General features: G+C 60.8%; 12 protein-coding genes. 5 read left to right on the forward strand and 7 right to left on the reverse strand.

The genetic code is table 11. The annotated features are described in order from the left end of the window. The first annotated feature begins 72 nt into the window (after positions 1-72). From FE851_RS18870 to FE851_RS18880, 3 genes are all read left to right on the forward strand, one after another. Positions 73-1,269, forward strand: coding sequence for a mechanosensitive ion channel family protein (locus tag FE851_RS18870; RefSeq protein WP_261371081.1), 1,197 nt, complete (start codon positions 73-75; stop codon positions 1,267-1,269). Further along, a complete protein-coding gene (locus FE851_RS18875) occupies positions 1,251-1,835 on the forward strand; it encodes a DedA family protein (protein ID WP_261371082.1) in 585 nt (194 codons plus the stop codon). The genes FE851_RS18870 and FE851_RS18875 overlap by 19 nt, the downstream gene beginning before the upstream one ends. Positions 1,836-2,281: 446 nt before the next feature. Further along, entirely contained in the window at positions 2,282-4,867 is a 2,586-nt protein-coding gene (locus FE851_RS18880; protein WP_145205910.1) for a PAS domain-containing protein, read from the forward strand. A 247-nt stretch (positions 4,868-5,114) separates the two neighbouring features. Here the strand turns inward: FE851_RS18880 and FE851_RS18885 are convergent, their stop codons facing one another. Both FE851_RS18885 and FE851_RS18890 read right to left on the reverse strand, forming a co-directional pair. After that, positions 5,115-5,315 (reverse strand): DUF5818 domain-containing protein, encoded by a 201-nt coding sequence (locus FE851_RS18885; protein WP_145205913.1) that lies wholly within the window; start codon positions 5,313-5,315, stop codon positions 5,115-5,117. Position 5,316: 1 nt separating this feature from the next. Further along, on the reverse strand, positions 5,317-6,120 hold the full coding sequence (locus tag FE851_RS18890) for a S1/P1 nuclease (RefSeq protein ID WP_145205916.1): 804 nt from the start codon (positions 6,118-6,120) through the stop codon (positions 5,317-5,319). Between the two features lie 200 nt (positions 6,121-6,320). Between FE851_RS18890 and FE851_RS26555 the strand changes: the two genes are divergently transcribed. After that, the gene (locus FE851_RS26555) at positions 6,321-6,758 is read left to right on the forward strand and encodes a hypothetical protein (protein ID WP_222422974.1); all 438 of its coding nucleotides are present in this window, start codon (positions 6,321-6,323) and stop codon (positions 6,756-6,758) included. Between the two features lie 481 nt (positions 6,759-7,239). Here the strand turns inward: FE851_RS26555 and FE851_RS18895 are convergent, their stop codons facing one another. Genes FE851_RS18895 through coxB form a run of 3 tightly spaced genes read right to left on the reverse strand, consistent with a single transcriptional unit; the run spans position 7,240 to position 10,692 of the window. Next, positions 7,240-7,551: a hypothetical protein gene (locus FE851_RS18895; protein WP_145205919.1), complete on the reverse strand. Its 312-nt coding sequence runs from the start codon at positions 7,549-7,551 to the stop codon at positions 7,240-7,242. Further along, positions 7,548-10,040 (reverse strand): cytochrome c oxidase subunit I, encoded by a 2,493-nt coding sequence (gene ctaD / locus FE851_RS18900; RefSeq protein ID WP_145205922.1) that lies wholly within the window; start codon positions 10,038-10,040, stop codon positions 7,548-7,550. The genes FE851_RS18895 and ctaD overlap by 4 nt, the downstream gene beginning before the upstream one ends. A 1-nt stretch (position 10,041) precedes the next feature. After that, positions 10,042-10,692 (reverse strand): cytochrome c oxidase subunit II, encoded by a 651-nt coding sequence (coxB, locus tag FE851_RS18905; RefSeq protein WP_261371083.1) that lies wholly within the window; start codon positions 10,690-10,692, stop codon positions 10,042-10,044. Between the two features lie 30 nt (positions 10,693-10,722). On the opposite strand from coxB, the gene FE851_RS18910 reads away from it, so the two are divergent. Further along, entirely contained in the window at positions 10,723-11,241 is a 519-nt protein-coding gene (locus FE851_RS18910; RefSeq protein ID WP_145205928.1) for a DUF2231 domain-containing protein, read from the forward strand. Here FE851_RS18910 and FE851_RS18915 read toward each other — a convergent pair. Then, complete coding sequence (locus FE851_RS18915; protein ID WP_145205931.1) at positions 11,208-11,699, reverse strand: CopD family protein; 492 nt, start codon at positions 11,697-11,699, stop codon at positions 11,208-11,210. The genes FE851_RS18910 and FE851_RS18915 overlap by 34 nt on opposite strands. Next, complete coding sequence (locus tag FE851_RS18920; RefSeq protein WP_145205934.1) at positions 11,696-12,409, reverse strand: cytochrome c oxidase assembly protein; 714 nt, start codon at positions 12,407-12,409, stop codon at positions 11,696-11,698. Before FE851_RS18920 ends, FE851_RS18915 begins: the two co-directional genes overlap by 4 nt. Between the last annotated feature and the right edge of the window lie 3 nt (positions 12,410-12,412).

Genomic DNA, 12,412 nt, shown 5'->3' on the forward strand with positions numbered 1-12,412 from the left:
ACCCGTGTCGATAGCACGGGTATAGTCGGAACAGGTTGGCGCTGGCGCCTCTTACGGATATTGGATCGTGACATGACCGTGCTAGCGACATCGACCCACAACCTCCCGGCTGAGTCAGTTTCCCCCGCGCCGGTGGGATCGGGTTCGGCAAGGGCGCTGGCCGATCTGATCGCCTATTTCGATCCGAGCCATTTCTGGGGCGCGTTCGCGCTCGGCATGATTTTCCTGCTGTTCGGCCTCGCGTTGAGCTGGCTGCTCCGGCGCGCACTGTCAGCGTTGATCGATCATGATCCGAACGAACGTATCGACCGCATGACGATCGGCTTCATCCAGCATCTGGCTACCTTCATCATGTGGGTCGTCCTTGCGCTCCTATTCTGCCATGCCGTGCCTTCGCTCAATAAGCTGACCACATCGCTGCTCGCTGGGGTCAGCATCGTATCGATCGTGATCGGCTTTGCTGCCCAGTCTACGCTGGGTAACCTAGTCGCCGGCATCAGTCTGGTAATCTACAAGCCATTTCGTCGCGGCGACCGTCTGCAACTGACGACGCCGGCAGGGCTGGAGACGGGTATCGTGGAGGAGTTGTCGCTTGGTTACACTGTGCTGCGCACCTCCGATAATCGCCGGATCGTCCTATCCAACGGCACGATCGCGAACCAGATCATGATCAACCTCTCGACTGCCGATCTCAGGGGCATGATGTCGCTGACGGTCTCGATCGGCTACACGTCCGACATCGACAAAGCACGCGCCATCCTGCTCGAACTGGTACAAGCCCGGCAGGACATCGCGGAAGTTGTCGGTTGCCAGGTCACCAGCCTGAGCGGATCGGGCGTCGACCTCTCGCTTCGCGCCTGGTGTACGGACGCGGCAACTTGCAAATCGGTCGAATATGATCTGCTTGAACAGATCAAGCGGCGCTTCGACGAAGCCGGGATAGAAATCCCTCCCATGGCTGAACGTGATCTCGTCCGGACTGATCTATCCACATGCCGGGCCTGGCGGCCAGCCACGACCATTTGGCGTCATCAGCGGGAGCACATGCTGATTGCGGGCGGTGATCGGATATGGTCTCTCTCGCGCATGAGCTGTCGCAATGCGAGGACTGCCGCCGCAGACGTGCTGGCTGCCAGGTCAGAAGTCGGCACTGCACTGTTTGGCAAACCGGTCGGTTCCGATCGCCGGCAAACCTCGCACGTCGTCAAAACTGTCTCAAACGCAGGCACGCGTTCGCTTGCGTCCAGCGGGTGGCGCAGTTGTACCTAGAGGAATTCCTTGCCCGATATGGCCTTTGGGCCCTCGGCATCGGCGCGGGTCTTGAGGGGGAGACGGCCACGGTCCTCGGCGGGATCATGGCCCATCATGGGCTCTTCCCGTTCCTGCCTGCTGTGCTCGCCGCTTCGCTGGGTTCGTTCCTGGCCGATCAGACCTTCTTCGCCATAGGGCGTCATTTCCGCGACGCCGGGTTCGTCCGCAGGGTCAGTGCAAAGCCGGCCTTCCGGCGCGCCTTAGTGGTATTCGAGCAGCATCCGGTGGGCTTCGTTTTCGTTTTCCGTTTTCTTTACGGCCTGCGCACCGTCAGTCCTCTCGCAATAGGCACGACCACGCTTCGCGCATCCCGCTTTATGATAATCAATGCAGCCGCGGCCTTGCTATGGGGTACGTGCTTCGTCACGTTGGGCTATCTTTTCGGGCACGGCATCGAAGCGATGTTCGGCCGGGTCCGTTCACTCGAAATGCTCCTGGTTCCCCTCGCGGCGCTCGTCGGCGGCGGGTGCGTTGTCCGTTACATGGTCGTTCGAGTTCGTTGCGAGCTGAAAGGATCAGGCTGACAAGCCGCGCGTCTGCGTTATTGGCCGTGCCGATCAGAGTCGATCATGAGAGCGCCTTGGTAAATGTTCTTTGGCAGCAAAGCCAGCCAAAGACGCCGGAGGGAGCCGGATGCGGCTCTTTCAGCATTCCAAGCTTGTCGCTTGATGGCGGTTGTTTGGCTTCCAGACATTCCCTGGTCCCTCTCCGATACTCAGCGTGGCCGTCTGCAGAACGCGGCGCGTGACGAACAAAGCCGCTCGGCGAAAAGAAGCAGCGGAACGACTGCCACGCTATCGCCATGAAGAAACGTCTGCGCGCATGCTCGACCTGGACGCGTCCGAACTGTCGCCGCGCACGTCGTTTCACCTAGCGCCGCGATCGTGCAGCTTTGGCAAGACATCGTCCCGCTCACATAAGCATCGACATTTCGTCGTGCGCGACAAATAAGTCGTGCTAACCAGAACGAATGAACTCGTCGTTAGATACTCAATCGGGTCCGTTAGGCCCCCAGTCCTGGTCCGAAAACGACCGTCTCGCCGCGCTCGAAAGCTATGCGATCCTCGATACCCCGACCGAATCAGAGTTTGACGATCTCGTTAGGCTTGCGGCCGAGACATTTGGGGCACCGATCGCCGTTGTGAACCTCGTCGCCGGCAACCGGCAGTGGTTCAAGGCGGAGCTCGGCATTGGTGCGCGGGAATTGCCGCTCGACGTCTCGATCTGCGCGCATGCCATCCTGCAGAATGATTTCATGGTAGTGCCCGATACGATGGAGGATTCCAGGTTCGCCTGCAATCCGTTGGTGACCGCAGAGGATGGCCTGCGCTTCTACGCCGGTGCCTTGCTGCGGAGTGACGAGGGCCTGCCGATTGGCACCGTCTGCGTGCTTGATCGCGTGCCCCGGCCCGCAGGCATATCGGACCACCAACGCCTGGTGCTCGAAGTACTTGCGCGGCAGGTGATGGTCCAGCTCGAACTGCGCAAGACCATGGTCGCACAGAGCATCCGGGCCGACGAACTGAGCGAAACCATCAGGGAGCGCACGATTGCGATGCGCGAACTGCGCAGCGTCGAGGAGCGCTACCGGCTGGTCGGTCGTGCCACCAACGACGCGATTTGGGACTGGGATTTTGCCTCCAACCAGGTGACGTGGAACGAGGCGCTCGAAACCGTGCATGGGTATGCGCCCGACACTGTGGAGCCCACGGGAGAATGGTGGATCGAGCAGATTCATCCTGACGATCGCGCACGGGTCGATAACAGTATTCATGCCGCGATTGATGGCACCGCTGACAGCTGGTCGGACGAATATCGATTCCGGCGTGCTGACGGCAGCTATGCGGCGATCTTCGACCGCGGCCACATTATCCGGGAAGATGCCGGCAAGGCTGTTCGCATGATCGGCGCCATGCTCGATCTGACTGAACGGCAACAGAGCCGTGCCGAGCTTTCCATGAACGAGGAGCGACTGCGCCTCGCGACCCAAGCGGCCGAAGTGGGATTCTGGGACGTCGATGTCATTCATGACATCCTCATCTGGCCGCCAATCGTAAAGCGCATGTTCGGCATTTCGGCCGATGTGCCGGTCTCGATGCTCGATTTCTACGAGGGCCTGCACCCCGAAGACCGGCCGCATACCAGCGCTGCTTTTGCTGCCGCCTGTGAGCCCGAACAGCGTGCGCTCTATGATGTCGAATATCGTACCGTGGGCAAGGAGGACGGCATCATCCGCTGGGTCGCCGCGAAGGGCCGGGGCATTTTCGACGAGATGGATCGCTGCCTTCGCGTCGTCGGCACGGCGATCGATGTGACGGAGCGCAAGCGCAAGGAAGCCGAACTGTACGAACTCAACCAGCATCTCGAGCGTCGGGTGGCGGAAGAGGTGGCAGAGCGAGAACATGCCGAAGAGGCATTGCGCCAGGCGCAGAAGATGGAAGCGGTAGGCCAGTTGACGGGCGGCATCGCGCACGATTTCAACAACATGCTCGCGGTGGTGATCGGCTCGCTCGATCTGCTCAACCGCCGGGTCGGGGTCAGCGATCCGCGCGCCAAACGTTTTATCGATGCCGCGCACGAAGGCGCGCAACGCGCCGCCACGCTCACACAGCGGCTGCTCGCCTTCTCGCGCCAGCAGCCGCTCAACCCCGAGGTGCTCGATGCGAACAAACTCGTGCCCAACATGTCGGACCTGCTCTCACATTCGATTGGCACTGACATCCGGCTGGAAACGGTGCTCGGCGCCGGCCTCTGGCGCACCCATGCCGACCGGAACCAGCTTGAAAGTGCAATCCTCAACCTCGCGGTCAATGCACGCGACGCGATGCCCGAGGGTGGCCGCCTCACGATCGAAACGCAGAATGTCTATTTCGACGAGCGCCATGTCGCAGCCAACTTCGGAGTGCCGATCGGTCAATATGTAATGATCACAGTCTCCGATACCGGAATCGGCATGCCGCCCGACGTTATTGCCAAGGCCTTCGATCCCTTTTTCACCACCAAGGCGGTGGGCAAGGGTACGGGCCTTGGCCTCAGCCAAGTTTACGGTTTCGTCCGTCAGTCGGGCGGGCATGTGAAGATTTATTCCGAAGATGGCGCAGGCACGACGATCAAGATCTATCTCCCGCGTTATATCGGCGAAGACGCGGAGCCGGAAGGCCAATGGGGCAGCGACCTCCTGCTTGGCGAGCAGAAGGAGGTCGTGCTGGTCGTCGACGACGAGCCCGCTGTGCGACAGTTCAGTGTCGATGCGCTCACCGAACTTGGTTACCGCGTGCTCGAAGCCGACGGAGCGGTCGCGGCGCTGCGGTTGCTTGACGCGCATCCGGAGATCACACTCCTCTTCACTGACATCGTCATGCCCGACATCAATGGCCGCAAGCTTGCGGACGAAGCGCGCAAACGGCGGCCGGGGCTCAAGGTGCTGTTCACCACCGGCTACACACGCAACGCGATTGTGCACAATGGCGTGCTCGATCCGGGCGTCGCGCTGATCAGCAAGCCCTACGCAATCGAGGAGCTGGCGGCCAAGGTGCGCGCCGCGATTGAGGCATAAGCATGAGGGTATCGGGACGACCTGAGGGGGGGGATGCGGGGCGGTAGCTTCTGACAGAAAATGCCATCCAATATCCGCTGGAGAACGGCGGTTATGTCCCATGTCTTGCCCATCACAACCGACGCTTCGTCGCCGTTCAGCTGTCAGGTTCAGATCTTCAAGGTCCGACGGTCTGCTTTTTCGATGGCTGTTGGGAGGTATCTGCCGTTTCGCGCTCTTCGCCAGAAGCGCGCCCTAGCCACCGGTCTCAGGCTGGTTCAATGCGTTTGACATCCAGCATGTCGAATTCCGACCTTCTCCCAAGAACGCGAACCTTGCGGCCCAGCAAATGATGATAACGGCCGCTCACATCCAGGCGCCATTCCCCGCCATCGGCCAATCGCAGGACCGGATATGCCCCCTCGCCAAGCAGAAGGCCGATCAGTTCATGCTGTGAACCCCTGGGCATGTTATTTCGCCTCTGCCAATTTTGGATCGGACGGCTCGAACACCCAGTTGAGATAGGCGGCTATACGGATACCGGCACGTTTGAGCCTGTCGTCCAGCTCAGCGCGATGCCGATAGGCATAGTCCCAGGAGAGATTGGTATCGGTCGGGTAGATCGTCTTGCGCAGAGCGATGCTTTCATGCAGCCACACCGAAGGGTCGCGCTCATTCCATGCGACGACCTGCGCAGGCGTGATCGACCGGGAAAGCCAGCCGGCGAGTTCCAAATAGGAGAGCGAGCGCTGCTCGATCATCGCAGAGTCCCAGACCGAATGCAGGTTGGAGGGTCGGCCGAACCAGGTCACCTTGAAGTCATTGCCGCCCCGATCATTTCCTCCACCGGCATGGAGAGGCTGGTGAAGGTCGCCGATGATGTGGACAATGAAGCGAAGGGCAAGACGCTTGTGGTCTGCTGAGGCTTGGGGATCGCGCAGCGTAGCCGTGAAGCGCGTGAGGGCGGTCATGGCATCGCCCTCGGTCGGGGCATCCGTCACCTTGTAATCATCCCCTTCCCGGACCGTCACATAATGCCAGGGGTTGGCCTTATTCTGCCAGAAATCGTCCGGGTCGGATTTCATGTCGTCGGGCCAGGTTGCCGCCTCGGCCAGATTTTCTGTTCCGAGCAGAATCTTCACATTGGCGCGCGCGACGCCGCTCAGATTATCATCCGCGATGGCGCCGGTGACCCGGTGGCCGATCGGCCCCCAGGCCTGCGCCGGTGCGGTGAAAGCTCCAAAGATGAGGGCAAGGGCAAGTAGTTTTCGCATGCCTCCCCATGGCCCGATTGCAGGCGCATGGAAAGCAGGCTTCGCGCTATTTGTCGAAGGCAGCCTGATATGACCATGCTATGTTCGCTCGATCAGGATACTGACTGCCATCAGTGCTAGGCACATAGCGGTGAAAAGGGGTAAGCCGATATGCGATCATGGGTCTTTGCCATCATCTTGTGCGGATCGCTACGCCTGCAATGGCGCAGAGCTTTCCTTGCAGCAACGCGTCGGTCTCGCCCTATCCGACGCTTGTCACGACCGATCATGATCATCGGCGGATCGCACCAGTCGGGAGCAGCCTGACCAAGGCGTTCACGGCCTATTATTCCTCTTTCGACGAAGGAGGCGAGAAGGATGGAGAGGCCACACACGTTCTGCGGCTCAATCCACAATTTGTTAGCTATGAGCTTCGTGGCGTCGGTCCCGATGCAAATGGCGACTATGCCGAACCGCCCGTTTCGATCGGGCGCCCTAACCACTGGTATACGTCTCCGGAACTCATTCCACTCGTCGACAGCATTCAGGGTGTGACAAACCGCAGGATCGATGACAGCTATCGCAGATGCTATCCGCGATGCACTGCCCCGTTTCACTCCCGAAGAGTGCGCGAATTATTTCACTGCAACAGGGTATGAACCAGAATGATCGGATTCTGCTCTAGTTGGACAAGACTTTGCTGAACAGGATCGATCGTTGGCCGTCGGGAGGGCGGCGGCTTTGCCGACCCGAACCTGAAGCGCGCGCGCCGAGGCACGCTCGATGCACTTCGATTTGGTGACTGCTGGACAAGAAAGCCAAACCGCGAGAGTCCGTCCACCGTGGCCCAGAATTTTTCATTACTCCATCGATAGGGCATGCTCCCGCGAATGGCGGCGTTGTCCCACACCCCCTATAATTGGGTCCTCGGTGGGAACGAGGAGCCAACTCTTTAGATTTCAGTATTTTCAGCAAGTGCGAGTGCATCCTGCACGTCAATCGTTTGCCGTCGAATTCTCCTGCGCGCGACGCTGCTTAGCCTGTCAGCTGTGAAGATTAATGGTATGGAGATGGCGTAGCTGTTTCACTGGACCTTCCTCGACCGCTCCAGCTGGAATGATATTGCATTGACGCGGGGCCTTACAAACAAGCCGAGGTCATAACCGTTGGCAATCCGACGACCAAAGTGCTTACGAGCCCAACGATCGAAGATGTGATACTCAGATGTCGTTCAAATCCCTTTGGCGCTCTCTTGGCCGAGAGAATAACGGCAACGCCGCCTAGCGCGAAGCACAGCCAAGTGACGACCACCGCCCATCTGAACATGGTCCCGCCAAACAGCGACAGGCCGTCCCAACCGCGTGCGCAGCCAATGCCGTGCAACGCGTAAAGCAGCGAGAGGGTAAAGGCCCAGAGCCACAGGCCAGCGGTCGCGCGAGCCAGCATCTTCATGCCAATATCTCCGGCAGGAACAAACATAGTAGGACGATGACCGTTACTGCACCTGCATAGGCCGCGAACATCTGGGCGATGGCCGCCTCCTGCGACCGCGCTGCGGACACGTAGCCCGCACCGATCCGCGCATGAAGAAAGGCGGCGCCGAAGAGGGCGAGAAAGGCGTGGAAGCCCGCATAAATGATCAACGCCCAGCTGGCTGCGGCATAGGCATGGCTGGGCGGCAACGGCAGAGCCGTCACTCCGATCGCAACCAGGGCAGCGATGACGATGACCTGCGCCCCACCCGACAACAGCGCAACCCGCTTGGCTGCCGCCAAGGCGCCAGTCCTCACCGTGGCATGCGCGCGATACGCCAGGATGGTGCCGCCCAAGGCCGCCAAGGCAGCGATCAGACCAGGTAGAACGCCCCCGTCAATCTGCGCGGGCGGCGGCCAGTTCGGCGCGATGACCCACAGGAAGGCATAGCCGAACACCAAGGATGTGAAGAATGTCCCGTCTGCGACCAGCAACAGACTACTGCCCCACCAACCCGGTGCCCCGCCCACTTCCCGGTGGACGGGGGCCGTCTGTTCGCAACCGATCGACACCAGACCGACGTCGGATCGCGCACCCAGTACCCACAGCCAGCGCCAAGCCAGTGCCATCCCCCCCGCCAAGGGTAGGAGCGCAAACCAATAATAGCCAAACAGCAAGGAGAGGAAGAAGCAGCCGGTCACGACGGCGGTGATCAGCGGCAGGCGGCTATTGCCCGGCAGGATGACGACATGGTCGATCGCCCCGCTCGTCGCATCCACCGCCATCGTCTCGCGCCAGCCATGCCGGATTTCAGCCAGATACCCCTCGCCCCGCGCCAGTTTCAGCGCCAGTTCGGGATCGTTACGAAGCGGCTCCCGCCCTTCGACCTGCGGCAGGCTGGCAATATTATAGGCGGTCGCTGGGATCGGCATAGCCCATTCCAGCGTCCCCGCACTCCAAGGGTTGCGGCGGCTGCGACGGGCGAGGAAAATCTGGAGCAACACGTCGATCGCGAACAGGGCAAAGCCGAACGCCATGATGAAGCTGCCCACCGACGATAAAAGGTTGAGCCAGGTCCAGCCCATGTCCTTGGTATAGGAATAGATTCTGCGCGGCATGCCCAGCAATCCGGTCAAATGCATCAGGAAGAAGGTGATGTTGAAGCCAACCAGGATTAGCCAGAAGGCCGCTTCGCCCAAACGCGGCAGGCGCGCCCGACCTGTGAAATGCGGCAGCCAGTAATAAGCGCCCGCCAGCATTGGAAAGATGAACCCGCCCACCAGCACATAATGGAGGTGGGCGACCACGAAATAGCTGTCATGGGCCTGCCAGTCGAACGGCACCATGGCGAGCATCACGCCGGTCATCCCACCCAGCACGAAGACCAAGAAGAAGCCGAGCAGATAGAGCATGGGCAGCTTGCGTTCGGGGCGACCGCTCCACAATGTGCCGATCCATGCGAAGATCTGGATCGCCGTCGGCACCGCCACGAGCGCTGAGGCAGCCGAAAAGAAGCCGAGCGCCATATGCGGGATGCCGGTGGTGAACATGTGATGCACCCACAGCCCGAAGCTCAAAAATGCCAGCGCCAGCAAGGCTGCGACGATCCAGCCATAGCCAAGGATTTCGGTGCGGGCCATGACAGGCAGCACTGTGGATACGACCCCGGCGGCAGGCAGAAAGATGATATAGACTTCGGGATGGCCGAACAGCCAGAAGAGATGCTGCCACAAGAGCGCGCTGCCGCCACGGGCCGCGTCGAAAAACGGCCAGTCGAACGCGCGTTCCACTTCGAGCAGGATCGACCCCAGAATCAAAGGCGGAAATGCCGCGATCATCATCAGCGCGGTGATTAGCAAATACCAGGCGAACAGCGGCATCCGGTCAAGGCGCATGCCCGGCGCGCGCAGTTTGAGGATCGACACCGTGATCTCGATCGCTGCTGCAACCGCCGAAATTTCGACGAAGGTGATGCCCAGCAGCCAGACATCCGCATTAATGCCAGGCGTATAGGCTTTGGAAGATAGCGGCGTGTACATGAACCAACCGCCATCGGGTGCAACGCCAAATGCCAGCGCCGCGATAAGGATGGTGCCACCGAACAGATAACACCACCAGCCATAGGCCGAGAGGCGCGGGAAGGCCATGTCGCGGCTGCCGAGCATTTTGGGCAACATGTAGAGCGCCAATCCCTCGAACATCGGGATGGCGAACAGGAACATCATGATGCTGCCATGCATCGTGAATAGCTGATTGTAGACCGCTGGGCCGACAAAGGCGCTGTTGGGTGTCGCCAATTGCGCCCGGATGAGCATGGCCAGCACGCCGCCGATCGCGAAAAAGGCAAAGGCGGCCAGGATGAAACGTCGGCCAATGTCGGAGTGATTGACCGAACTGATGGTCCCACGCCAGCCTTTCGGCGTACCCCAGATCGCCGTCAGTGCGCGATGTCGGTGCAGCGTGTTCATGTCATTCTTCCCCACGCTGGAAGGCCGCCCAACCCGCCGCATCATGCGCCATCACGCGGAACCGATTGCTGGTGTGGTGAAGGCCACAAAATTCCGCGCACTGCCCCTCAAAAAGACCAGGATCGGTTGCTTCTATCCGCAGCGTGTTCACCAGGCCGGGGATCGCATCCATCTTTCCACCCAGGCGCGGTACCCAGAAACTATGGATCACATCGGCGGAGGCGATGCGCACATCCACCGGTCGGCCCGCAGGAATGTGCAGCACATCGCGAGTTGCGATCGCACCGGCGGCACCGGGCTGGCGGAAGGTCCAGTACCATTGGTGCCCGGTCGCCTCGACCACGACGACATTCCTGGCCGGGCGGGCAATGGTGCGTTCCCCCAACATCAGGGCATAGCCCAGAAGCCCCAGCAGGATAACGCTTGGCATGGCGAGGCCTAGCCCCCCGAGCCACACCCCGCTGTTCGGCTTGCCTGTCCCCCCGTTACGACGGCGAAAGGCCAACGCTAGCAAGGTCAGCGTCAACAGTGTCAGCAGCGCCGCACCGCCCAACATGACCCACCAGAGGGTGGCGATATGGCCAGCGGCCGGACCTGCGATATCCAGTGTCGATAACGGTCCAGCGCAGCCGCCGACAATCAATGCTGGCATCGTGGCCGCCATTCGGTGCACAGCAGGGCCATGGACAAGGACACTCAAGCCGACGATGCGCTGGTCGATCCGATTTCGGCCCAGCCGCACTTCCATCGCACCGAATCGCAGATCGCGATTTCGGGTCACCCAATTCACGCGATGCTGGTCGCTTTTCCGATCGCGCTGACGATGTGCACTTTGGGGGCCGACGCCTTCTATTGGTGGACCGGCGATGTCTTCTGGGCGCGTGCCGCCTTGTGGGCGAGCGGCATGGGGTTCATCTTCGGCCTGCTCGCCGGTCTGTCGGGTACGGTCGAACTGTTGCTTGTGCCGGGCATTCGGGCTCGCGCGGCGAGTTGGACCCATTTCGTCATCGCGGTGATGCTGTTGTCGATCCTGGGCGCGAACTGGGGCTATCGCCTCGGTGTCGGCTATGAAGATGCAGTGCTGCCGTGGGGCTTGCTGCTTTCCGCTTTCGCGGCCGGGTTTACGGCGATCACGGGCTGGCATGGCGGCAAGCTGGTGTTCGATTATCACATCGGCACCTCATCGACCGGCAAAGGCTGATCCATCGGCTCTGTCAGCCAGGAGGGGGCGAGCCTATCGCTCATAACCGGCTTGCCCAGCACTAGAACCAGGATGGCACACATGGCGGCCAAGGATAGGGCGAGAAGCCACCGGGCACGGGGCGGGTCATAGTCTCCCTGTCTTTCTCCCATATTGATGGTGATATGGCCGATCCATGCATGGAGCAGAACCAGCACCCCCACCAGCACAAGCTTGACGAACATCCAGGGCACGAAAACATCGCGCATGAAGAGGAGCGCGGTGCCCATCGCGATCGCAATGACCGCTGCGGGCGTTACGAGGCCGATGAAAGCGCGGTGCGTCAAAAGCCGTAATCGCGAAAAGACCGCCTGCTGATCGTGATGATCATGTTTGGCCAACAGCAAAGGCAAGGCAATCAGCCCTGCGCACCAGATCGACAGGGCCGCAATGTGCAGCAGCTTGACCGCCACGATCATGCGGCTATTCCTGCCCGCATCCAGAGGCGGCGTCCGACAAATGCTGCGATGATAGCATATGGGATTACGCCTGGTGTCCACATAATAAGGCCGGCAAGCTGCTGATCGACCAGCTGGTCCATGCCCCAGGGCAGCGTAGTCCCGATATGCGCCTGGTAGAGCGGTTGCGTCGCAAATGTCAGCAAGGCACCCAGCATCCCCATCTGCACCATGGCGAGGATGGCCGCGAGCATCGCGGGCACTGCCGGCGCGGCAAAAAGCGCGCGCCAGAACCAAAGTGCGGTGGCCAGCAGGCTCCCCTGCATGACCCAATAGGTCGCACTGTCGACCAGCGCTCGGTCGTAGAGTGAAGGCACGTGCCACAGCCACAGCGTGACGGTAGAGACTAGCAGCGGCAGGCCAAGGCTATGAGCGCGGCAAGAGGGCCAGCCCAGCGCGAAGAGCGGCGCGGCGACAGCCACAATCAGAATATGATGGACCGCGCGGGCGGAGAATAATGCGACGCTCAGCGCACAGAGCGGGGAAACAAATGCCAAGGCCAGCAAGGCGACGCCGCCCATTGCGATTTGTGGATGCTTCGTCCGCAACGCAAACGCTGCGCACAGCATCAGGCCCAGCAACAGCAGCGGGTCAAAATTCCAGCGACTGATCCACTCGGTCGGCAAAGGCGCCGCGCCGCAATAGCCCGTCATGCCCCCTATCCCTTCCATCAA

Source organism: Sphingobium sp. B2, from assembly GCF_007693735.1.
Taxonomy (GTDB): Bacteria; Pseudomonadota; Alphaproteobacteria; order Sphingomonadales; family Sphingomonadaceae; genus Sphingobium; species Sphingobium xenophagum.

Coding starts and splice junctions, on each gene's coding strand:
- FE851_RS18870 (WP_261371081.1), top strand. CDS start 73: ATGACCGTGCTAGCGACATCGACCCACAACCTCCCGGCTGAGTCAGTT.
- FE851_RS18880 (WP_145205910.1), top strand. CDS start 2,282: ATGAACTCGTCGTTAGATACTCAATCGGGTCCGTTAGGCCCCCAGTCC.
- FE851_RS18885 (WP_145205913.1), bottom strand. CDS start 5,315: ATGCCCAGGGGTTCACAGCATGAACTGATCGGCCTTCTGCTTGGCGAG.
- FE851_RS18890 (WP_145205916.1), bottom strand. CDS start 6,120: ATGCGAAAACTACTTGCCCTTGCCCTCATCTTTGGAGCTTTCACCGCA.
- FE851_RS26555 (WP_222422974.1), top strand. CDS start 6,321: ATGGCGCAGAGCTTTCCTTGCAGCAACGCGTCGGTCTCGCCCTATCCG.
- FE851_RS18895 (WP_145205919.1), bottom strand. CDS start 7,551: ATGAAGATGCTGGCTCGCGCGACCGCTGGCCTGTGGCTCTGGGCCTTT.
- ctaD (WP_145205922.1), bottom strand. CDS start 10,040: ATGAACACGCTGCACCGACATCGCGCACTGACGGCGATCTGGGGTACG.
- coxB (WP_261371083.1), bottom strand. CDS start 10,692: ATGCCAGCATTGATTGTCGGCGGCTGCGCTGGACCGTTATCGACACTG.
- FE851_RS18910 (WP_145205928.1), top strand. CDS start 10,723: ATGGACAAGGACACTCAAGCCGACGATGCGCTGGTCGATCCGATTTCG.
- FE851_RS18915 (WP_145205931.1), bottom strand. CDS start 11,699: ATGATCGTGGCGGTCAAGCTGCTGCACATTGCGGCCCTGTCGATCTGG.
- FE851_RS18920 (WP_145205934.1), bottom strand. CDS start 12,409: ATGGAAGGGATAGGGGGCATGACGGGCTATTGCGGCGCGGCGCCTTTG.